The organism is Paenibacillus sp. HGH0039, assembly GCF_000411255.1.
In the GTDB taxonomy this organism is placed as follows: domain Bacteria; phylum Bacillota; class Bacilli; order Paenibacillales; family NBRC-103111; genus Paenibacillus_F.
Genome location: NZ_KE150412.1, coordinates 1,161,817 through 1,184,504, shown reverse-complemented (window position 1 = coordinate 1,184,504; position 22,688 = coordinate 1,161,817). Strand labels below are relative to the sequence as shown.

General features: G+C 56.4%; 20 protein-coding genes. 18 read left to right on the top strand and 2 right to left on the bottom strand.

The features are described from left to right. Positions 1 to 215: 215 nt before the first annotated feature. From nirB to HMPREF1207_RS05120, 3 genes are all read left to right on the top strand, one after another. Positions 216 to 2,651, top strand: coding sequence for a nitrite reductase large subunit NirB (gene nirB / locus HMPREF1207_RS05130; RefSeq protein ID WP_009675387.1), 2,436 nt, complete (start codon positions 216 to 218; stop codon positions 2,649 to 2,651). A 54-nt stretch (positions 2,652 to 2,705) separates the two neighbouring features. Then, positions 2,706 to 3,041, top strand: coding sequence for a nitrite reductase small subunit NirD (gene nirD / locus HMPREF1207_RS05125; protein ID WP_009675425.1), 336 nt, complete (start codon positions 2,706 to 2,708; stop codon positions 3,039 to 3,041). A gap of 110 nt (positions 3,042 to 3,151) precedes the next feature. Next, positions 3,152 to 3,940, top strand: coding sequence for a formate/nitrite transporter family protein (locus HMPREF1207_RS05120; RefSeq protein WP_009675434.1), 789 nt, complete (start codon positions 3,152 to 3,154; stop codon positions 3,938 to 3,940). A 346-nt stretch (positions 3,941 to 4,286) separates the two neighbouring features. Here HMPREF1207_RS05120 and HMPREF1207_RS05115 read toward each other — a convergent pair whose 3' ends face one another. Together HMPREF1207_RS05115 and HMPREF1207_RS05110 are read right to left on the bottom strand one after the other, a co-directional pair. After that, positions 4,287 to 5,012 (bottom strand): Crp/Fnr family transcriptional regulator, encoded by a 726-nt coding sequence (locus HMPREF1207_RS05115; RefSeq protein ID WP_009675045.1) that lies wholly within the window; start codon positions 5,010 to 5,012, stop codon positions 4,287 to 4,289. Positions 5,013 to 5,225: 213 nt separating this feature from the next. Further along, positions 5,226 to 5,753, bottom strand: coding sequence for a hemerythrin domain-containing protein (locus HMPREF1207_RS05110; protein WP_009675042.1), 528 nt, complete (start codon positions 5,751 to 5,753; stop codon positions 5,226 to 5,228). A gap of 164 nt (positions 5,754 to 5,917) precedes the next feature. On the opposite strand from HMPREF1207_RS05110, the gene adhE reads away from it, so the two are divergent. The 15 genes from adhE to HMPREF1207_RS05035 all read left to right on the top strand — a co-directional run bounded on the left by adhE (position 5,918) and on the right by HMPREF1207_RS05035 (position 22,601). After that, positions 5,918 to 8,527, top strand: a complete 2,610-nt coding sequence (adhE, locus tag HMPREF1207_RS05105; protein ID WP_009675043.1) for a bifunctional acetaldehyde-CoA/alcohol dehydrogenase — start codon at positions 5,918 to 5,920, stop codon at positions 8,525 to 8,527. A gap of 188 nt (positions 8,528 to 8,715) precedes the next feature. Next, positions 8,716 to 10,986 carry a formate C-acetyltransferase gene (pflB, locus tag HMPREF1207_RS05100; RefSeq protein ID WP_009675040.1) on the top strand — a complete coding sequence of 757 codons (2,271 nt, stop codon included), beginning with the start codon at positions 8,716 to 8,718 and terminating at the stop codon, positions 10,984 to 10,986. Between the two features lie 39 nt (positions 10,987 to 11,025). Next, a complete protein-coding gene (gene pflA, locus HMPREF1207_RS05095; protein WP_009675044.1) occupies positions 11,026 to 11,784 on the top strand; it encodes a pyruvate formate-lyase-activating protein in 759 nt (252 codons plus the stop codon). A 327-nt stretch (positions 11,785 to 12,111) separates the two neighbouring features. After that, positions 12,112 to 13,056, top strand: a complete 945-nt coding sequence (locus HMPREF1207_RS29115; protein ID WP_016423481.1) for a polysaccharide deacetylase family protein — start codon at positions 12,112 to 12,114, stop codon at positions 13,054 to 13,056. A gap of 175 nt (positions 13,057 to 13,231) precedes the next feature. Further along, on the top strand, positions 13,232 to 14,641 hold the full coding sequence (locus HMPREF1207_RS05085; protein ID WP_009675039.1) for a hypothetical protein: 1,410 nt from the start codon (positions 13,232 to 13,234) through the stop codon (positions 14,639 to 14,641). A 20-nt stretch (positions 14,642 to 14,661) separates the two neighbouring features. Continuing rightward, entirely contained in the window at positions 14,662 to 15,378 is a 717-nt protein-coding gene (locus HMPREF1207_RS05080; protein WP_009675036.1) for a response regulator transcription factor, read from the top strand. Then, positions 15,359 to 16,765 carry a HAMP domain-containing sensor histidine kinase gene (locus tag HMPREF1207_RS05075; protein WP_009675048.1) on the top strand — a complete coding sequence of 469 codons (1,407 nt, stop codon included), beginning with the start codon at positions 15,359 to 15,361 and terminating at the stop codon, positions 16,763 to 16,765. The genes HMPREF1207_RS05080 and HMPREF1207_RS05075 overlap by 20 nt, the downstream gene beginning before the upstream one ends. Positions 16,766 to 17,144: 379 nt before the next feature. Then, positions 17,145 to 18,221, top strand: coding sequence for a ribosome small subunit-dependent GTPase A (gene rsgA, locus HMPREF1207_RS05070; protein ID WP_009675038.1), 1,077 nt, complete (start codon positions 17,145 to 17,147; stop codon positions 18,219 to 18,221). Between the two features lie 132 nt (positions 18,222 to 18,353). Beyond that, positions 18,354 to 18,674 (top strand): hypothetical protein, encoded by a 321-nt coding sequence (locus HMPREF1207_RS05065; protein ID WP_009675049.1) that lies wholly within the window; start codon positions 18,354 to 18,356, stop codon positions 18,672 to 18,674. 174 nt (positions 18,675 to 18,848) lie between these two features. Then, positions 18,849 to 19,196 (top strand): histidine triad nucleotide-binding protein, encoded by a 348-nt coding sequence (locus HMPREF1207_RS05060; protein ID WP_009675046.1) that lies wholly within the window; start codon positions 18,849 to 18,851, stop codon positions 19,194 to 19,196. A 122-nt stretch (positions 19,197 to 19,318) separates the two neighbouring features. Beyond that, entirely contained in the window at positions 19,319 to 19,492 is a 174-nt protein-coding gene (rpsU, locus tag HMPREF1207_RS05055; RefSeq protein WP_024094532.1) for a 30S ribosomal protein S21, read from the top strand. Between the two features lie 16 nt (positions 19,493 to 19,508). Then, on the top strand, positions 19,509 to 19,949 hold the full coding sequence (locus HMPREF1207_RS05050; protein WP_009675051.1) for a GatB/YqeY domain-containing protein: 441 nt from the start codon (positions 19,509 to 19,511) through the stop codon (positions 19,947 to 19,949). Positions 19,950 to 20,159: 210 nt separating this feature from the next. After that, on the top strand, positions 20,160 to 20,930 hold the full coding sequence (locus HMPREF1207_RS05045) for an NfeD family protein (protein WP_009675037.1): 771 nt from the start codon (positions 20,160 to 20,162) through the stop codon (positions 20,928 to 20,930). Positions 20,931 to 20,982: 52 nt separating this feature from the next. Next, complete coding sequence (gene floA, locus HMPREF1207_RS05040; RefSeq protein ID WP_009675041.1) at positions 20,983 to 21,966, top strand: flotillin-like protein FloA; 984 nt, start codon at positions 20,983 to 20,985, stop codon at positions 21,964 to 21,966. 146 nt (positions 21,967 to 22,112) lie between these two features. After that, positions 22,113 to 22,601: a hypothetical protein gene (locus HMPREF1207_RS05035; RefSeq protein WP_016423480.1), complete on the top strand. Its 489-nt coding sequence runs from the start codon at positions 22,113 to 22,115 to the stop codon at positions 22,599 to 22,601. Positions 22,602 to 22,688: the final 87 nt, after the last annotated feature.

Sequence of the window (22,688 nt, the reverse complement as noted above, 5' to 3'; positions counted from 1 at the left end):
ATAAAGAAGCACATTCCCGGTTTACCGGTGCGAATGTGCTTTTTTTGTATGGCGGCAGTTTTGGTTCACGTTTCTTTCAAGCGATGTTCACATCTGCTTCCCGTCCTATGACTTTTCTCACATCTGACCGGCACCGAAGACGTTTATACTAAGTATGTGCTTAATTTCACAAGTGAAACTTTTCAAAGATCGACCATGGCAGGAGGCGTTAGGCAATGAATCGCAGAAAACTGGTGCTTATCGGAAACGGAATGGCAGGAGTGGGTGTGATCGAGCAGATTTTAAAAATCAACACCGGCTTGTTTGATATAACGATTGTGGGGAGCGAGCCTCACCCGAACTATAACCGGATTCAGCTCTCTTATGTGCTTGAGGGCAGCAAAACGACGGATGAAATCGTCCTGAACGATTGGAGCTGGTACCGGGAAAACGGCATTGAGCTTCTGACGGGGACGACAGCGACTGCGCTGGATACGACGGCCAAAACGGTCACGACCGACCGCGGGGATGTCCTTCCTTATGACGTCCTGATTTTGGCGACGGGCTCGAAGCCGTTCATTCTGCCGGTTCCGGGCGCGGACAAAGAGGGAGTCGTCGGTTTCCGCGACATTGCCGACTGTGAAGCGATGACGGAAGCGGCCCGGACTTATCGACAGGCGGCCGTCATCGGCGGCGGCCTCCTCGGTCTCGAAGCGGCCAAGGGCCTTTCGAAGCTGGGCATGGAAGTGACGGTCGTTCATCTGATGGACGATCTGATGGAACGCCAGCTGGACCCGGCGGCTTCGGGAATGCTGCGGGCGGAGCTGGAGCGCCAGGGACTGCGTTTCGCGATGGGAAAACAGACGGAGGAGCTAACCGGCGGCGTGCGTGTCGAAGGACTGGCGTTTACGGACGGAACCGCGCTGGAAACGGACTTTGTCGTCATGGCGGCGGGAATTAAGCCGAACAGCGTTTTGGCCGCGGCCGGGGGCCTGGAAGTCAATCGCGGAATCGTCGTGGACGATTTTATGCGGACCTCGGCGCAGGACGTGTATGCTGTCGGAGAATGCTGCGAGCACCGCGGCGTGTGCTACGGGCTTGTCGCCCCGCTTTTTGAACAGGGCAGCGTGCTAGCCAAGCATTTGTGCGGGGTGCAGACGGCTCCTTATGAGGGAACGGTGCTGGCCACCAAGCTGAAAATATCGGGCGTGGACGTATTCTCCACCGGGGAGTTTATGGATAGTCCGGATCTTACAATCGTCAAAATGCAGGATGACTGGAGAGGCGTGTATAAAAAGGTGCTCGTCCGCGGCAGCCGGATCGTAGGCGGCGTGCTGTTCGGCGATGTCAGCCAGGCGACCCAGCTTCAGCAGTGGATACGAAGCGGCCGCGAAATGACCGAAGACGTGCACGCCGTCCTGATGGGAATTCCCGCGGGAGAGGAGAGCGGCGGCGGGGCGGAGCTTCTGGCCGACGAGGATATCGTATGCGGCTGCAACGGGGTGACGAAAGGAACCATCGTGGAGGCTGTCCGCGCACAGGGTCTGAAAACAGTCGACGAAGTGAAAGCCTGCACCGGAGCTTGCCGCTCGTGCGGAGGCTGCAAGCCGCTTGTCGAGCAGATTCTGGCCGGCGTGCTGGGCGACGGCTACGAAGCGGGCACGGCGGCCCATGGCATCTGCGGCTGCACGCAGCTCGGCCGGGACGAAATTGTCGCCGCCATGCGTGAGCGGAAGCTGACGACGACCCGCGAGACCATGGCCGCTTTGAATTGGAGCAACCCCGAAGGCTGCTCGAAGTGCCGGCCTGCGCTCAACTACTACTTGACGATGCTGTGGCCGGAAACCTACGTGGACGAAAAAGAATCGAGATTCGTCAACGAGCGACTGCATGCGAACATCAACAAGGACGGCACATATACGGTCGTACCGCGGATGTACGGCGGCGTAAGCTCGGCGGAAGAGCTGAAAAGGATCGGCGATGTAGCCGTGAAATATAACGTCCGTGCCGTCAAAATGACTGGCGGACAGCGGATCGATCTGATGGGCGTTCGCAAAGAAGATCTGCCGAAAGTCTGGGAAGAACTCGGTATGCCATCGGGCTACGCGTATGCCAAAGCGCTCCGGACGGTCAAAACGTGCGTAGGCTCGACCTTCTGCCGGTTCGGCACCCAGGATTCGATGGGGATGGGACAACTGCTGGAGAAGAAATTCGAAAGGATCGACATGCCCGCTAAGTTTAAAATGGCCGTGAACGGCTGCCCGCGCAATTGTGCGGAATCGTGCACCAAGGATGTCGGAATCGTCGGCAATGACGGCGGCTGGGAGATTTACATCGGCGGCAATGGGGGCATTAAACCGCGGCTTGCCGATCTTGCGGTAAAGGTAAAGACGGATGAGGAGCTTCTGGAGATTACCTCGTCGCTGATCCAGTTTTACCGGGAAACCGCCAATTACCTGGAAAGAACATCGGATTGGGTCGAGCGGCTGGGTCTGGCTTATATTCAGAACCATGTGATCACGGATGAAGCGAACCGGCGGGAGCTTGTAAACCGCATGGAGACCGCCCTGACACGCGCGCACGATCCTTGGCAAAAAGTGATCGGCGACCGCCGGCTCCGTCAGGAGCTGTATGAAGGCGTCAACGTGCCGGTAGGGCCGCCAACGGAATAAAGCGCATCGGACAGACAGGGGCTGCCAAGCAGCTCCCCAAAGGAGGAGAAATTCATGAACCAACAGCTTCAGGAAAAACCGGAAACCTACGTTTGCATCGGCAGACAAGGTGATTTTCCGGCTCGGCTGGGAAAGACCGTTTTCGTGGGAGAAGAAGAAATCGCCGTGTTTCATTTGACGGACGGCCGTCTCTTCGCGCTCCAGAACCGGAGTCCTCACCGTAGAGGAGGTCCGCTCTGCGAAGGGATGATATCGGGGGACCTGCTTTACGATCCCCTGTATGACTGGAAAATTAACCTGCTGGACGGTAAAGTGCAGGCGCCGGATACGGGACAAGTGAAAACTTATCCGGTGAAACTCGACGGGGAGCATGTCTGGATCGGGCTGTGATGCCCCTTCCGGTCGTGGTCCGTCCTGCCGGCTTGTACGCATAAGAGGCTTATCCGGAACATCCTTCGTCCGGCTTAACCTGTTTTCAACCCGCGAGGAGATGACGCATAATGTTTACTGAAACCGTGGAAAAAATGGCCGCCGCGGCCCAGCAGAAAAAGAATTTTCTCTCCGAAAGCCTTCTTCGCTACCTGACGGCTGCCGGTCTGGCCGGTGCTTACGTAGGACTCGGCATCGTGCTTATCTTTTCCGTAGGGGCCCCGCTCTTTGCCGCAAAATCGCCGGTTACGACAACGGTCATGGGCCTGTCGTTCGGAGTCGCGCTCACACTGGTGATTTTTGCCGGATCGGAGCTTTTTACGGGGAACAACATGTATTTCACCATCGGGACGCTATCGCGTAAAGTCACGTGGAAGGATACGCTCGTCAACTGGTTCTGGTGCTACCTGGGGAACCTGACGGGGGCCATGGTCCTCGTACTGCTGGTCGTCGGTGCCGGGGTGTTTGCCAATATTAAACCGGACCATTTGTTAATGACCATCGCCGCGAAAAAAATGAACATGGACACCACGCAGCTGTTTTTCCGGGGAATTCTTTGTAACTGGTTCGTCTGCCTGGCGATCTGGACTTCGATGAGAGCCAAAGAGGACACGGCGAAGCTGATTCTCATCTTCTGGATGCTGTACGGCTTTATCGCATCGGGGTATGAGCACAGCGTGGCGAATATGACCGTGCTGGGGCTGGCCCTGATTCTCCCGCATCCCGAAACGGTTACCCTGGCCGGCTGGTTCCACAACATGATCCCGGTAACGCTGGGGAACATCGTCGGCGGGGCCGTGTTTGTCGGGCTGCTGTATTACTTCATCTCGCCTGTGAAACGGGCGGACGGAAAGCTGTAAACATACGCTAGGCGCAGTCCCGCAAGCGAAGAAAGAAAGCTCCCTGATTTCAATCAGGGAGCTTTTTTACGGCCCGCAGCCGGGTGATGGGGCACCGTATCCCGCACGCGGGGGTGAACGTTGTCGCTATAGGTCTGCGCCATGCTGTGCCGGAACACACTGCCGGGAATAGGCGCCTGGAGAATTCAGCGCCGTACTATGCTGTGCCGGACTGCGCCTCCAGGAACCCCGTGCCCGGGGTCCCCGCGCGGGCAGCGCTGGCCCCACTCGCCGGGGCGCCCGGATATTTCAGCCGGACGACACGGGGGGGCCGTCTCGTCCGGCCCAAATAAAAAAAGTGTGCCGGTTACATCCGGCACACTTCTACGGGGCAGTTTTCGCAGTGGCAAATGCCCTTTAAATAATTCAAATCGCGAATGATGATGTAGCCGTTATCCATTTCAATGGCCTGAGCTTTGCGCAGGTCGCTGAACATGCGGTTCACGCTTTCGCGGGTGGAGCCGATCATATCCGACAACTCCGAGTGGGTGAGCTTCTTCGTAATGCGGATCGTCCCGTCCTCTTCGTGCCTGCCGTACGTGTTCGACAAGCGGATGATGGTGGAACACAGGGCCCCGGGTTTTCCGTACAGCATCATATCGCGGTATTTCGTCTGCGTCATCCGGTGGCTGAGCCCCATCCAGCGCATAAATTCCAGAGCGAATTCGCCGCTCTGCCAGATCAGCATTTCCACGTCTTTCTTGTGCGCCACGCCGATCAGGGTTTCTTCCAGCACTTCCGCGCTGTACCAATGCTTCGTGTCGTCGTAGGGATCGATCATGCCGATCAGATCGCCCTGCTGGTATAAGTAAAGCACGAGATCCTTGCCTTCGTCCGTAGACTTCGTAGCGCGTACCCGGCCGTTTTTTATAAAATAAAGCTTGTCAGCCGTATCGCCTTCCCAAAACAAGTAGGCGCCGGGTTGAAGCTTCTGCTCATGCATAATATCCGTCAGCTTCTGCAAATTTTCCGTCTTAAAGGCAGCGGTGTTGCGGGGATTCGTATAGTAAACGGGATTTGTGCCGGTGTTCATGATGGCTTCCCTCCTCTTTGACTTCTGCTTCCAGTATACCGGATATGACGTAGATCATATATGATAAAAATCACACTTTCCGTACAATATTGGTTACCACGCCTGTCCGTATTCAACGCAAACCTGCCGTTTACAGGCAAAAGGACACAAAAAAACCGGAGTTCCGTCTGCATTCGGCGGCTCCGGTTTCTTTTAATCGGGAAAAGCGGCTTTCTACGAATAAAACTGCTCGATATCGGTCAGCATCTGCTCGGCGAGCGGGAATACCCATTCTTTTTCTTTACGCATATGCTCAAGAAGAATGAAGCACGACTGGAGCACGTGGGATACCGAACGTTTGGCGCACAGGGGATCGAGGGTTTGACTGTCTTCTTTGAGAGCCTGGAAGAAAAGGCGCAGATTGTGGACGGCCATGTTGTATTCCTGCTTCATAACGGCGGTAGGGCCCATTTTGTCGCCCGTGTACAAATCAACGATAGGGAAAAGCGTTTCCTGTTCATCCTGCTGATACTGCTGGAAAAACTTCAAGAACCGTTCGGCGCGTACCTTTAGCTGGTGTAAATCGGTTTTGAGCGAATCCCGGCTTCCGGTGGCTCCGATTCCGCGTGCGAGCATTTGCAGCTCCAGCAGATCGGCCTCAAGAAATTCATGCTGCTGCTTCAAATAATATAGGGCGTCGGACAACTGGCTGCCTGGGTCCATAGCGGCATACGGCAGACGTTCCACGGTTATTGTGCTCATCGTCATTTCCTCCTGTCGGGTCCTGCGGATGATGGTAAAGCGCGCGCGTGTTTCCTGTCTTCACCATAAGGCGGGGCCGCTCTTTTGTCTGTGAGAAATGTCATAGTGAAAAAATTCACAATCCCCTACAATGAAGGTGTAGAAAGAACAGAGGAGGCGGAGAGATGGCTGTACAGGAAAATGAGACCGTAAAACCCGCAGCTGCGGCGGCCAAAGAACAGGTAGACCGGCTGGTGCAGAACGCGAAGAAAGCGCAGGCCGCTTTTGAAGGCTTGGACCAATCCCAGGTCGACCGCATCGTACAGGAAATGGCGCTGGCCGGCGTTGACCGGCATATGGTTCTCGCCAAGCTTGCGGTGGAAGAAACGGGGCGGGGCGTATATGAAGACAAGATCATCAAGAACTTGTTCGCAACTGAGTATATTCATAACTCCGTGAAGTACGACAAAACGGTCGGCGTAATCGACGACGATCCGACGACCGGCCTTACGTCCATCGCCGAACCGGTCGGAATTATTGCCGGCGTCACCCCGGTGACGAATCCGACCTCGACAACGATGTTTAAAGCGCTGATCGCAATGAAGACGCGGAATCCGATTATTTTCGCCTTCCATCCGTCCGCGCAGAAATGCAGCTCCGAAGCGGCCCGCGTTCTGTACGAAGCGGCGGTAAGCCACGGGGCGCCGAAAGATTGCATCCAGTGGGTGGAGAAGCCTTCCATGGAAGCGACGCACGAGCTTATGCACCACGAGGGAGTGGCCCTGATTCTGGCTACCGGCGGCTCCGGCATGGTCAAATCCGCTTACAGCGCAGGCAAACCCGCTCTCGGCGTTGGCCCGGGCAACGTGCCGTGCTTCATCGAGAGAACCGCGGACCTGCGTCAGGCCGTCACGGATCTGATTCTCTCGAAGACGTTTGACAACGGCATGATCTGCGCATCCGAGCAGGCCGTTATCCTGGACGAAGCGATCGCGGCGGAGGCCAAGGCGATGCTGAAGGCGCAGGGCTGCCATTTCTTGAGCGCCAAGGAAACGAAGAAGCTGTCCCAGTTCGGCATGAACGCCGGATGCGCCGTGAACGCGGCGATTGTGGGCCAGCCCGCGGTACGCATCGCCGAAATGGCGGGGTTCGAGGTTCCCGCCGGGACGAAAATCCTGATCGCCGAGCTGGACGGCGTCGGTCCGGCCTACCCGCTGTCCGCCGAGAAGCTGAGCCCGGTGTTGGCCTGCTACACGGCCGCCACGGCTCAAGCGGGCATCGCCCGGGCAGCGGAGATTGCGGCATTCGGCGGACTCGGCCACACCTCGGTCATCCATTCGAACGACGACGGAGTGATCGCCGCTTTCGCCAAGGAGCTGCCGACCTGCCGCATTATCGTTAATGCGCCTTCGACTCACGGGGCGATCGGGGATATCTACAACGCCAATATCCCTTCGCTGACGCTAGGCTGCGGCTCGTACGGCCGCAATTCAACTTCTTCGAACGTGACGGCGGTCAACCTGATCAACGTCAAAAAAGTCGCACACCGGACGGTGAATATGCAGTGGTTTAAAGTGCCCGAGAAAATTTATTTCGAGAGAAACGCCACCCAGTACCTGGCGAAAATGCCGGACATCACGCGTGTATTGATCGTGACCGACCCGATGATGGTGAAGCTCGGATACGTGGAACGCGTGGAACATTACTTGCGCCAGCGCCGGATGCCGGTAGCCATCGAAGTTTTCAGCGATGTAGAGCCGGACCCTTCAGTCGACACCGTTGAACGCGGGACGGCCATGATGAACGCCTTCCAGCCGGACTGCATTGTGGCGCTCGGCGGAGGATCGCCGATGGATGCGGCGAAAGCGATGTGGCTGTTCTACGAGTACCCCGACGTCACGTTCCATTCGCTGAAACAGAAGTTCATGGACATCCGCAAGCGGACGTTCAAGTATCCGAAGCTCGGCAAGAAGGCGAAGTTCGTTGCCATCCCGACGACTTCGGGTACCGGTTCGGAAGTGACTTCGTTCGCGGTCATCACGGATAAACAGAACGGCCACACGAAATATCCGCTCGCCGATTACGAGCTTACGCCGGATGTGGCCATCGTCGATCCCGAATTCGTTTACTCGCTCCCGAAAACAGCCGTGGCCGACACCGGCATGGATGTGCTCACACACGCGATCGAAGCTTACGTCTCCGTCATGGCAAACGACTATACGGACGGGCTCTGCCTGCAGGCCATCAAGCTCGTGTTCCGCAACCTGGAGCAGTCCCATGCGACGGCCGACAAGCTGGCCAGGGAGAAAATGCACAATGCGTCCACGATCGCCGGCATGGCCTTTGCGAACGCCTTCCTGGGCATCAACCACAGCCTGGCGCACAAGTGGGGCGGGCAGTACGGAACGGCGCACGGACGGACCAACGCGATCCTGATGCCGTACGTCATCCAGTATAACGCGGCGAAGCCGTCGAAATACGCGTCGTTCCCGAAATACTCGCACTACTGCGCCGACGAGCGCTACGCCGAAATCGCCCGGTTCCTCGGGCTTCCGGCCGCCACCACGGAGGAAGGCGTCAAGAGTCTCATCGACGCCATCCGCGAACTGAATCAGAAGCTGGGCATTCCCGCTTCGTTCAAAGAACTCGGATTCGATGCCGATGATTTCGAAAGCCGTGTGGAGTACCTGGCGGACAAAGCGTTCGAAGACCAGTGCACGACCGCGAATCCGAAAATGCCGCTCGTCAGCGAGCTGGCCGAAGTGTACCGGGACGCCTTCTACGGCAGAATTTGAGCAAGCGGACCAGGACTTATCTGCTGCCTGAATAAGCGGGAGCGGCGCCGCAGCAGCCGTTGCGGTGAAACGGACCCAAAGACAGTGATCATGACGGCGGAATGCAGTGAAGTTTGCGCTGAAACGAAATCAGCTTTGCCGGGCGGCCGCTCCGCGGCCCGTCCGTTCATTCCAAGGAGGGAACAAAAATGGCTATCGAAGAGCGCGAGATGCGCATGAAGTCTGCTGAAGAGGGAGTATACCGCGGGTTCCGCAAAGGAAAGTGGCAGCACGGGATCGACGTCCGTGACTTTATCGAGCTTAACCTGACGCCTTATGAGGGAGACGAGGCTTTTCTTGCCCCTCCGACGGAAGATACGAAGGCGCTTTGGGAAGTCGTCAAGGACCTGACCCGCCGTGAAAGAGAGCAGGGAGGCGTGCTCGATGTGGATGTGAACACCGTGTCCACGATCGTTTCCCACGCACCGGGCTATCTCGACAAAGACAAGGAGCGCGTAGTCGGGCTCCAGACGGATGAGCCGTTCAAACGCTCCGTGCAGCCGTTCGGCGGCATCCGGATGATGGAGGACGCCTGCGAAGCTTACGGCTTCAAGCTGCCGCAGGACATGGTCCGGCTGTTCACGGACATCCGCAAGACGCATAACCAAGGCGTGTTCGACGCCTACACCAGCGACATGCGGGCCGCCAGAAAAGCCGGCATCATCACGGGCTTGCCGGACGCTTACGGGCGCGGACGGATCATCGGCGATTACCGCCGGGTAGCGCTGTACGGCATCGACGCCCTCGTGGCCGATAAGAAGAAGGATCTTCTGCTTCTTGAAGTGGATGCGATCACGGAGGACGTCATCCGTGCCCGCGAGGAGCTGTCCGAGCAGATCCGGGCGCTCGCCGAGCTGAAGAAGATGGCCGCCGACCACGGTTTTGACATCACGGGGCCGGCCTCCGATGCCCGCGAAGCGTTCCAGTGGCTGTATTTCGCCTATCTGGCGGCGATCAAGGAACAGAACGGCGCGGCGATGAGTCTGGGACGGGTGTCCTCTTTCCTCGATATTTATATCGAAAGAGACCTCCGCGAAGGAACCTTGACCGAAACGCAGGCGCAGGAGCTGGTGGACCATTTCGTCATGAAGCTGCGGATTGTCAAATTCTTGCGTACGCCGGATTATAACGAGCTGTTCAGCGGCGACCCCACCTGGGTGACCGAGTCCATCGGGGGCATGTCCTTGTCGGGCCGGACCCGCGTGACGAAAAACTCCATGCGGTTTCTTCATACGCTGTATAACCTGGGTCCCGCTCCCGAGCCTAACCTGACGGTGCTCTGGTCCGAGCAGCTGCCGGAGGGGTTCAAGAAATACTGCGCCAAAGTCTCGATCGAAACGAGCTCCATCCAGTACGAGAACGACGACCTGATGCGTCCTTTCTACGGCGACGATTACGGCATCGCCTGCTGCGTATCCGCCATGAGGATCGGCAAGCAGATGCAGTTCTTCGGAGCGCGGGCCAATCTGGCCAAAGCTCTCCTGTATGCCATTAACGGCGGCGTGGACGAAAAGCTCGGGGTCCAGATCGGACCCGAAAGCGTGCCGATTACCGCCGATGTGCTCGATTACGACGAGGTCATGCATAAATTCAAGGGTGTCATGGAATGGCTGGCGAAGCTGTATATGAACACGCTGAACGTGATTCACTACATGCACGACAAATACTGTTACGAGCGGATTGAAATGGCCCTTCATGACCGGGAAATCGTCCGTACCATGGCCTGCGGAATCGCGGGATTGTCCGTAGTCGCCGACTCGCTGAGCGCGATCAAATACGCCAAAGTGCGCCCGGTCCGCAACGAGAAAGGAATCGCCGTCGATTTCGAAATTGAAGGTGATTACCCGATGTACGGCAACAACGACGACCGCGTCGATTCCATCGCCGTTTCTCTCGTCGAAGCGTTCATGGGCATGATTCGCAAGCACAAACCTTACCGGGATGCGGTTCCGACCCAGTCGGTCCTGACCATTACGTCCAACGTCGTTTACGGCAAAAAAACCGGCTCCACGCCGGACGGGCGCAAAGCGGGCGAACCGTTCGCGCCGGGCGCGAACCCGATGCACGGACGCGACCGCAAAGGCGCGCTGGCCTCGCTCGGCTCCGTCGCCAAACTGCCTTACGAGCACAGCCTGGACGGCATCTCGAACACGTTCTCGATTGTGCCCAAAGCGCTCGGCAAAGAGCCGCAGACGCGCAAGGACAATCTCGTCCATATGCTGGACGGATACTTCGAAAGCGGAGCGCACCATCTCAACGTGAACGTATTCGACCGGCAGCAGCTTCTGGACGCGATGGAGCATCCCGAGCAGTATCCGCAGCTCACCATCCGGGTTTCGGGCTATGCGGTCAACTTTATCAAACTCACCCGCGAGCAGCAGCTCGACGTTATTAACCGGACGTTCCACGGCGCCATGTAAAAGGGACCGGGGCACGCCGAAGCAAAGGACGTGTTAGTCATGAAAGGCAGAATCCATTCCATCGAAACGTTCGGCACGGTAGACGGCCCCGGTATCCGGTTTGTTCTCTTCATGCAGGGATGCGCCCTGCAGTGCGGCTACTGTCACAACCCCGATACGTGGGACACCTGCGGAGGACGGACGGTGACCGTCGATGAAATCCTCGCCGAAATGGAGCCTTATCTTCCGTACTACCGGAAGTCGGGCGGGGGAATCACCGTAACGGGAGGAGAGCCGACGCTGCAGGCGGCGTTTGTCGCGGAGCTTTTCAAAGCGTGCAAGGAACGCTTCGGCGTGAACACGGCGCTGGACTCTTCGGGCTTTTGCGAAGTGGGCCACGAGCATGTCCGCGAGCTTTTCGAAGAAACGGACCTCGTTCTGCTTGATCTGAAAATGATGGACCGCGACAAGCATATCGCGCTGACGAGCCAGCCCAACGACAAGATCCTGCGTACGGCGCGTTGGCTTTCCGATCACGGCAGGCCGATGTGGATCCGGCGGGTGCTCGTTCCCGGAATGACGGATACGGAAGACGAGCTGGAGCGGCTTGGTTCTTTTCTGGCCAGTCTGACGACCGTGGAAAAATTCGAGCTTCTTCCTTATCACAAGCTGGGAACCTATAAATGGGATCTTCTTCACCGGGAATATCCGCTCAAAGACGCCCGCACACCGACGGAAGAAGAAGTAGCGAGAGCGTACGAGTTTATCGAGCGTGCGCGTAATCAAAACGTTTCGCGGTCGACCTGCCAGTCTCTCTAAAAATTGGTCTTTACAGGAAATAAAACATCCTCTATATTTAAGCTTTCGGCCCCCGCGCCGGAAGCTTTTTTCGTCATGCTTGTACAATTTTTTACAAGTGTAACGGGATCGTAACGGCTTAATTGTTCAAATGTAATGGTTTCGTAACTACTTGTGTCGAAAGTTGGAGTACACTTAGGATAAGGAAACACGTTGAAGGGAACGGACTCGGGGAATACAGGAGAAGACGCCTTGCCGCGTCAGTCGTTCCTATGTGCTGGAAGTCATAGACAGGCTGGTAGGTTCATAGAAATCAGCCGAAGAAACAAATGGGAGATGGAAGGAATCATGAAAAAAAGAAAAGTGTTCAGACTGCGCTATGTCCTTATGATAGCGCTGGGGTTGTTTATTGCATACAATGTCAGCCATGCATTGTTGACCAAGGAAGCGGCTTCGGGCTCCACCCAGGGAGAAACGGCGGCTACGCCAAGCCCGTCTCCGGTCCCGACCGCGAATGAACCGGAGAAGAAGCCGGATAAGAGCGCGCATCCCGATCCTACGCCGACGCCGGAGCCGACTCGGAAGCCGGATCCTACGCCGGATCCGACGGCCACGCCCGATCCTGCGCCGACGCCGAAGTCAACGCAAGCTCCGCAGGGCGGCGGGGCGGCAAACTTGGCCACGCCGATTTATTCGGTTTCGACCAAAAATAAACTCGTTGCGCTTACGTTCGACGACGGTCCGGACCTGCACTGGACGCCGCAGGTTCTGGAAGTGCTGAGCAAGTACAACGCGAAAGCGACGTTCTTCCTGGTCGGTCGCCAGGTCGATAAATATCCCGATATGGTGAAGCGGATCGTGGACGAGGGTCACGCGGTCGGCAACCATACCTGGAGTCACGCGCAGCTGCCTAAGCTGACGCCCGAACAGGCCCGCGAACAGATGACGAGCACGGACGAGGCGCTGAAGAAAGCGCTCGGCAAGGGAACCTATCTGTTCCGTGCCCCGTACGGCGCCGTCAACGATAACGTCAAAGCGGTAGCGGCCCAGCAGGGGCAGCTTATCATCGGCTGGTCGATCGACACGAAAGACTGGGCCGGTAATACGCCGGATCAGATTATGAACAATGTGAAACAGCATATCCATCCCGGCAGCATTATTCTGCAGCACAGCTTCGGAGGCAAAGGCGGGGACCTCAGCAATACCGTAGAGGCCACTCGCAGAATTTGCGAGTATCTGCAGGCTCAGGGCTACCAGTTTGTTACCGTGCCGGAATTGCTGGCTGCGAAATAATGAAATGCCCCGGGACCGGTTTTGCGGAAGGCCGCCAAACCGGCGGAAGCGAGCCGTCCATGCCGTATTTGCCGGCATCGGGCGGTTTTTTCGTTCGCGTCCATGCAGAATTTTCAGGTCCTGCTTCCGGGGCAGCTTTGCTATAATGGAACCAGCACTAGAAAAGGGGAATGTCATGAAGAGAAGAATCAAATGGATACCGCGACCCGCAGCGGGCCTGCTGACGGCCGGACTCTCCATGCTGCTGCTCAGCGGCTGCCAGCTCATATCTTCTTCTCCCGCCGCTTTGCTGAAGGCTCCGGCCATGAGCTCGAGCCTGTATCAGCTCAAAGAGGCGGTGACCCACTATCTGCCTCCGGGCGCGGTGCTCAACACGCCGCTCAAGCTGCCCGACAACTCGGCGGCCGGCCCGATTTACCAGGTGGACCTTAACGGGGACAACCAGAAGGAAGCCGTCGCCTTTTACAGGCTGCAGAAGAACGAGTTCGAACTCGGGGCCCTCATTCTCGAACAAGTGGACGAAGAATGGCGGAAGGTCACCGATATCCATGAGCTGGGCAGAGAAATCGACCGCGTCGACTTCGTGGACGTTACGGGAGACGGGGCTCCGGAAATGCTCGTAGGCTGGAGTGCCGGAGAAGCTGTCAATCTCAATAAAGAATTGTTCGTTTATTCCATGAAAGGCTCGGTGGTGAGCCAGATGGAGAAAATTCCGTACACCGAGATCGCGATCGGCGATCTGACCGGCGACGGAGTGCCTGAGGTGGCCGCCCTGCTTCTCGACCGCGACAAGCTGGACGCTTCCGCTTCTTTATACTCGTTCAAGAACGGGGAGAAGAAGCTGATGCAGAAGCTGCCTATGGACGGCGGCGTCAACGGTTACTACCAGGTCGTGATCGGCAAAGCGACCGACTCGCAGAACGGGATTTTCGTGGATACGGGGCTTGGCGCCAATACATCGTATACTTCTCTCTTGGTTTGGAACAACGGCAAACTTAAAGACGTTTTCAGTGCCAAGGACGAACAGGGGAACGTTCAAACCTTCAAGGAATACAAAGGAAGATCCCAAGACGTCAACGGAGACGGTATTATGGAGATCGAGCTGCTCAAGATCCCTCCTTTTATCGAAAACAGCAATCCGACCGATATGCCCTGGATCCACCAGTGGTATCAGTGGGACGGCGCGAACGGGCTCAAATGGGTGCACGAAAATTACTATGACAACAATGTCACGTACCGGTTTGATTTTCCCGAATCGTGGAGAGGCAAAATTACGCTGGAACGGTCCAAAAGCGATCGTGCCGACGGGTACACGACTTTTTATTATTTAAGCGCGAACCGCAAGGAAAAAGCGGAGCTGCTGACCATCCGGTATTACCCCACGGAGCAGTGGGAGAACATGAAGAACGAGCTGCAGAAGAAGGAAATCGACTTCGTGGAGCTTGATACGTCGTACGGACGCAAAACCGTAGCGTTTTTGCCGGAGAAGCCGACGAACCTGTCCGTCAAATCCTTGCAGGAATATAACCAGATGAAACTCGGATTGAAAGATATACAGGAGCGGCTGAAGCCGGTCTATTATTAGAGAAGGGGAGGGAGACCGGAATGAGAGTACTGATTTTGGAAGATGAAGAATCGATCCGCGGATTTATCCGGATTAATCTTAAACGCAACGATATTGATGTTACGGAGGCGGCGACGGGCGAGGAAGCCCTCCAGCTTGTAAAGGATGAAGGCCCTTTTCACATCGCCATTCTGGACGTTATGCTCCCGACTCAATTATCGGGATTCGATGTGTGCGCGCAGCTGCGGAAAATGTACCCGAAGATGGGCATCATCATGCTGACGGCGAAATCGCAGGATACGGACAAAGCCGAAGGTCTGGAGATCGGAGCGGACGATTACGTGACGAAGCCGTTCAGCCCGGTGGAGCTCATCGCGAGAATTAAGGCCCTGTACCGGAGGCTGGAAATTCCCGAGCAGGAATCGGCCAAACAGAGCCTGAGCTCCGGCATCTTTACGCTGCAATTGAAGGAACGGAAGCTGTTTAAGGGACGGACCGAAATCGATATCACGCCGACCGAGTTTGCCATTCTGAAGCTGTTCATGGAACAGCCCGACCAGGGGATTTCCCGGGATGAAATTCTGGATGCCGTATGGGGTAAGCATTTTGTCGGCGATTTAAAAATCGTGGACGTCAACATCCGCCGTATCCGCCAAAAAATCGAGGTAGATCCGTCGCACCCTGCACATATCGAAACCGTTTGGGGTTATGGGTACCTCTGGAAGAAGGAATCCGCCCTTGAGCAGCATAAGGAGTAAAGTCGTCTGGAATTTTCTGCTGATTATCGTATTTATTGTGCTGCTTCTCGGAGGCTTGTTTCTGGGAACCATCTATCAATATTATTACGGAAGCGCCCTTCAGGCCTTAAGTGAACGCGCCAAATTCACAGTCGACTACAACAACCGCTACAATTCGCTTTCTCCTCTCCAGGAGAGGGCCCGCAACATTTTAAAAGAGCTTGCGAAGGACGAAATCAGCCGGGTCGAGGTGGTGGACCTGGAAGGGAATCTGATCCGGGATTCGTACGGGTTTACCTCCAAACGCAAAATCGATACGTCGGACGTCCAGTCCGCTCTGCTCGGAGAGCCCGGCAAGTGGATCGGGTTGAATACCGACACCAAAGAGAGGATCATGGCGCTTTCCTATCCCCTCAAGAACGGGGACCGCGTCGTCGGCGTCCTGCGCTATACGACTTCGATCGAGCAGGTAGACCGGATGGTCATGAGGACAGCCTGGATCATCATCGGCATCGGCGTGGCCGTCATTCTCGTATCGCTGGCGGTCAGTCTGCTTCTCGCCAACCGGATCGTGAGACCTATCCGCGAGGTCACGGATGTCGCCCAGAGCATGGCCCAGGGGGATTTCCACAACAAGGCCGTCAAACGGCATGACGACGAGGTCGGGCATCTGGCGGATACGCTCAATTACATGGCGGACGAAATTCTCCGCAACGACCGCCTGAAGAACGAGTTTATCTCCTCGATCTCCCACGAGCTGCGGACGCCCTTAACGTCGATTAAAGGCTGGAGCGAGACGCTGGTTTCGGGTGACCTGAACGAGAAGGAAGAAACGCTTACGGGTCTTTCCGTCATTTCCAAAGAAACGGACCGTCTGATCGGGCTGGTCGAAGACCTCCTCGATTTCTCCAAGCTTCAGTCCGGCAATATGAAAATGCACCGTGAACCGGTGGACGTCAACCGCCTCGTGAAAGACATTTACCAGCAGTTTGCGGGGAACTGCCAGAGGCGCAGAATGGAGCTGCAAATTTCCCTTGCGGAGAACAGCCTCTACGTTTTCGGGGATCAGAACCGGCTTAAGCAGGTGTTGATCAACTTGCTTGACAATGCGATGAAATTCACGCAGGAAAACGGGGTAATCCGCATCATGACCCGCGTGGAAGGCAGTCTCGTGCACCTGATCGTGGAAGATGAGGGCGAAGGGATTTCACCGGAAGCGGTGAAGTATGTGACGGAGAAGTTTTACAAGGCCGACAACCGGCAGCCGGGCAGCGGTCTGGGTCTGTCCATTTGCCAGGAAATCGCCCAACTGCACGGAGGAACGCTTCAGGTCACGAGCGAGCTCGGGCAGGGAACGACCGTAACGGTCGAGCTCCCGCGTATGCCGGAAGAGGAGAAGGTCCTGTAAACGGAATGCCGCACGACCTGTCATGAACGTTTGGCGTTCAGTCTAACGGGAGATCGCTTCGGCTGGCGGCGTTTGACAAGCATTTTTGCGGCCTCGACGGTTCACGGCACGCGGCGAGGCGTTACATAACGGTGGTCAGCCTTATGCGAGCGGCAAGCAAGTTGCACCGGTTCCCGCTTGTTCGTGCATCCCTCGGGGCACTCCCCGGGACAGAATACACCGACACATTCAACCAATAGACCCGATGGAATTCCGTCGGGTCTTTTTTTGCGTTTGCGGCTGAGAGGTAAAAAATAGCTATGAATGATTGTTTCCCGGTTAATTCGGGCCTTTTCCTGCTAGACTGGGAAGCAGATAGGATGAAAGGTGTGTTCACGGATTGAATTTAACTGAACTAGGCTGGAACGAAGAGCTCCGGCAAGCTTTGACGGATATGTCGGCGGAAGGTCTCACGGCAGGCCGCGTCGCGCTTGAACATAAGAGAATGTACAGGGTCAAAACCGGCTCCGGCGAAGTGCTCGCCGAGGTGTCGGGTAGTATGCGCTACCAGGCGCGCAGCCGGGGAGATTACCCCGCGGTCGGCGACTGGGTGGCTTTAAGCGTGCGCGAGGAAGAGGGGCGCGCCACCATTCACGGCGTCCTGCCGAGAAAAAGCATGTTCGTCCGCAAAGTGGCGGGCAACGTGACCGAAGAGCAGATTGTCGCCGCGAACGTCGATGTCATCTTCCTCGTTAACGCCCTCAATGCGGATTATAATCTCCGCCGGCTGGAGCGCTACCTCGTCATGGCATGGGAGAGCGGCGCCTCTCCCGTCATCATCCTCAGCAAGGCGGACCTGTGCGCCTCTCCCGAGGAAGTGGCCCTCCGGGTCGCCGAGACGGAGGCCATAGCGCCGGGCGTGCCCGTCCATGCCGTCAGCTCGGTCCTCGGCGAAGGGGTAGAGGGCCTTCGCGCCGCCTACCTGGGCGTCGGCCGGACGGCCGCAGTCGCCGGGTCCTCCGGAGCGGGGAAGTCCACGCTCATCAACGCGCTGCTGGGCCGCGAGGCGATGGACACCGGCGCGATCCGGGAGGACGACGCCCGGGGCCGCCATACGACGACCCACCGCGAGCTTCTCCTGCTCCCCGGCGGGGGCGTGCTGATCGATACGCCCGGCATGCGCGAGCTTCAGCTGTGGGAGGCGGACAGCGGGCTCAGCCAGTCGTTCGACGATGTCGAGACGCTGGCGGCCTCCTGCCGCTTCCCGGACTGCCGCCACAACAGCGAACCGGGCTGCGCCGTGAGAGGCGCCATAGAAGACGGGACGCTGGACCAGGCGCGCTATGACAGCTACGTCAAGCTGCAGAAGGAGCTTGCCTTCCTGGCCCGCAAGGAGAGCAAATCCCTTCAGACTGCGGAGAAGGATAAGTGGAAGAAGATCCACAAGGAGATGAGGCGCAAGCCCCCCAAGCCATAAAAAGCGGCGGAACCGCGATCCGGGTGCGAGTGCGGACCCGGTTCCGCAGATTCACCTCCCGTTCAACGAAATGCGCGAATCAGTGGCCTTTCGCCCAGCCGTGCATATGTTGAAGGCAGGGGGTGTTTGTTGATGCAAAAGCACGAAGCGAAGTCCTTGTGTCAGCAGCATAAATACAGATACGTTCTCATCCAACTGAACGACGGTACGGTGCATGACGGAATTATCGAGAACGTCGACGATGATTATGTATATCTGGCCATTCCCGTCGGCGGGAGAGCGGGCGGCGAAAGCGAGACGCGGGCGTTCGGCTGGGGATACCCGTATTACGGCTACCCTTACTACGGATATTTTCCGTACGGCGGGTACCCTTATTATCCGCGGCGCCGCTTTTACCGGGGGATCTTTCCTCTGGTGGCTCTGACGGTCCTTTCGCTGCTTCCGTACTATTGATACAAAAATCCATAACCGCCTGGGAGAGACATTCGTCTTCCGGCGGTTTTACCTTTTTCCGGAACGCCGCTCACTTTTTATTTTCTTTTTGACCCGTTATTCAGTATGATAAAAATATACATACAAATTTATGCACATGAGCATGTACGATTCGATAAAGGAGGAGACGAAACAGTGGATTGCTTATTCTGCAAAATCAGAGACGGACAAATTCCTTCCAAGCAGGTATACGAAGACGAGCAGGTGCTGGCTTTTCACGATATCCAGCCGGCCGCTCCGGTTCATATCCTGATCATTCCGAAGAAGCATATCGCCTCGATGAAAGACGCCGGAGAAGAAGACTGGGCGCTGATCGGTTCGGTTCACAAGGCCGCGCAGCAAATCGCCCGGGATTTCGGTATCGAAGAGAGCGGCTACCGGCTCATCAACAACTGCGGACCCGACAGCGGACAAGTGGTTTTCCACATCCATTACCACCTGCTCGGCGGCACGAATTTGGGTCCTCTAGTAGCTCAAAGATAATTCATAGAATTTATTGTCATAGGAGTAAAGCTTTTAGGTTGACACCTAGAAACGTTTTCCCCTATAATGAAGTTTGATGAACCGCTTTGATTGGACGGTCTGTTCGGAGGGAGGGAAAACTGGTGTCAGAAACTCGAGTTCGCAAGAATGAAACCATAGATGCTGCACTTCGCCGCTTTAAGCGTTCCATTGCTAAGGATGGCGTATTGGCGGAGATTAAAAAGCGCAAGCACTACGAGAAGCCGAGCGTTAAGCGCAAAAAGAAATCTGAGGCTGCTCGTAAGAGAAAGTTCTAGGAGGCAACCCAAGTTCATGAGCTTAAGCGAACGTTTGAACGATGATATGAAGCAAGCGATGAAGAGTCAAGACAAGTTTACACTCTCCGTAATCCGTATGGTAAAAGCATCTATCAAGAATATCGAGATAGATCAGCGACGAACCTTAGATGACAATGAAGTGCTTGATGTTCTGAATCGCGAAGTCAAACAACGCAAAGATTCCCTCCAAGAATTTAAAAACGCCGGCCGGGACGATTTGGCCGACAGCCTGCACGCTGAGATCGACATTCTAATGAAGTACCTGCCGCAGCAGTTAACAGAGGAAGAAGTAAGCGCAATTGTAAAGCAGACCATCCAAGAAGTTGGCGCTTCCTCCAAAGCGGATATGGGAAAAGTGATGTCGGCCCTCATGCCTAAAGTTAAAGGTCGGGCTGACGGGAAATTAGTTAACCAACTGGTGCAACAAAACCTGTAATAAACCGACGGGGTCGGAAGCAGTGATGCTTCCGGCCTTTTTTCATAGCCGGAGAATACATAAAACGGAGGCCGCTGCGTAAACAAGCTTAAGGGCTGCTCCGGCTTGTCCGTGGAGCCTGCCGCCAACTTATGAACATTTGGTGAAACGTTTTTTATCTCGTTACGTAGAAAAGACTATAAGACAGTTACAGGGTTAGGAGGAGAAGCCATGATCAGCTTACGGAGAACATTTCTGGGCTGTGCCGCGGTCCTCGGATCAATCGGCTGCCTGCCCGGTTTGGCTGCGGCATCGGCCGGAACTGCGGCACAGCAGGGCTTTACGAGTGCGCTTGGCGATTTCCTGACACATCCGGCCGTTGCCGCGATCCTGCTTCTGATCGGGATTGTCGGAATCGGACTCGAGCTGCTTTTCTGGACGTTCGGTCTTCTCGGGTCGGTCGGGGTTATCGGCTTCGGACTGTATTTCCTCGGCAATTATCTTGCCGGGGGAGCGGGGTCCGGAGATATCGGTCTGTTCGTTTTGGGCGTGCTGCTTCTGCTGCTGGAACTGATCATTCCGAGCTTCGGCATACTCGGTATAGCCGGTAGTATTTCCTTGTTCAGCGGAGTGATTCTGGCGGCTGACAACCCTCAGACGGCGGCGCTTTTGCTCGTCATCGCTTTCGTTGCGGCAGCTGTTCTTCTCTTTATCGCGGTCAAGAAGTTTCCTGCGAGGGGAGTATGGAACCGTTTTATCCTCAAGGAGGAGCTGACTACCGAAAAAGGTTTTGTGTCCAGCTCGTTCAAGCTGCATCTTATGGGGCAGACGGGAACTTCGCTTACGCCGCTTCGTCCGTCTGGTACCGCCCAATTCGGGGAAGACCGGGTGGATGTGGTAACGGAAGGCGGATTTATCCCTGCCGGACGCCTGGTCAAGGTCGTTCTCGTGGAAGGCAGCAGAGTTGTGGTGCATGAAGAAGAAGCCGGCGCAGAAAAATAAGGTACAGCCGGCAGAGCGCCATTTAATTACGTAAAGGGAGGTTTTTTGACACATGGAATCTTATTTTTATCTGTTGATTGCCGCAGTGGTTCTGATTTTGTTGATGGTATTTTTCACGTTCGTTCCGGTTATGCTCTGGATTTCCGCTCTGGCATCGGGCGTACGTATCAGTATTTTGACGCTGGTGGCGATGAGGCTGCGGCGCGTTATTCCGAGCCGGATCGTGAATCCGCTCATTAAAGCGATTAAAGCCGGACTGGGACTGAACATTAACCAGTTGGAAAGCCACTATTTGGCGGGCGGTAATGTTGACCGCGTTGTCAATGCCCTGATCGCGGCACACCGCGCAGATATCCAACTGCCGTTCGAGCGGGCGGCTGCCATTGATCTGGCCGGCCGTGACGTGCTCCAGGCCGTTCAAATGAGCGTAAACCCGCGTGTCATCGAGACACCGACCGTTTCCGCGGTAGCCAAAGACGGGATCGAAGTGAAAGTTATCGCCCGGGTAACGGTTCGGGCGAATATCGACCGTCTCGTCGGGGGTGCCGGCGAAGAAACGATTATCGCCCGTGTCGGCGAGGGGATCGTTACGACAGTAGGTTCCAGCGGCTCGCATAAGGACGTTCTCGAAAATCCGGATATGATTTCCCGGACCGTACTCGGTAAAGGTCTGGATGCAGGTACCGCTTTTGAGATCTTGTCTATTGATATCGCGGATGTCGACGTAGGCAAGAACATCGGAGCGCACCTTCAAACCGAGCAAGCCGAAGCCGACAAGCGGATCGCGCAGGCCAAAGCGGAAGAACGCCGCGCCATGGCCGTTGCCCAGGAGCAGGAAATGAAAGCCCGCGTCGTGGAAATGAGAGCGAAAGTCGTCGAGGCCGAATCCGAGGTGCCTCAGGCAATGGCAGATGCTATGCGTAACGGAAAGCTCGGCGTAATGGACTACATGAATTATAAAAATATCGATGCCGATACGCATATGCGCAGTTCCATCGGCAAAATGTCGGAAGAGGGCAAAGAAGGTAAAGAGTAAAGGCGGTGGAAATCTCCGGGCTCTGCTCGGCAGATTTGCCGGTTCCACCCGGTCTCGGAGGGAATCGGCATCCCTTTATTAGTTGCTTCACCGAAGTTTACCGGGGCATCTCTTGTCGAGACTGACCCGGGAAAGGGGGCGTGGTGATGGAGCGTCTGATCGAACTGATTGCGAACAATTTCTTTTTCGTCATAATGATCGGTATTTTTCTGGTGTCCATGCTGTCTGGCAAGCGCAAAAAGACCGGCAATCCGAACCGGATGCCGGATTTCAGCGGCCAGGGCCTTCCGCGCCGTCCGGCCGCATCTACCCGGCCTGCGTCCGGCGCCGGCCGGGAGCCCGACCGGCGCGGTGATTGGTCCGCCGAAGATGCGGCGGACGATTGGACCGCGGCCGAGCCAGCAGCGGCCGGGCGCGGGCGCAGCGGCGGCTTTGCCTCCAGCGATGCCCGCGGCAGCTTCGCAAAGCCGGCGGAGACGCCGCGCAAGCGTGAAGCGCGCGCCGTGCGTGAAGAGGCTGCCGGCAGCGGGAACTCCACCGCCGGTGTCGACCTGCACCCGCGTCAAGCGGTGCAGGGGGTTATCTGGGCCGAAATACTCGGCCCGCCACGGGCTAAAAAGCCGTTCCGCCGGTAATACCGGACGGAACGGCTTTTTTGTGCCCGAGCGAGCCGTGCCCGAGCGAGCCGTGCCCGAGCGAGCCGTGCCCGAGCGAGCCGTGCC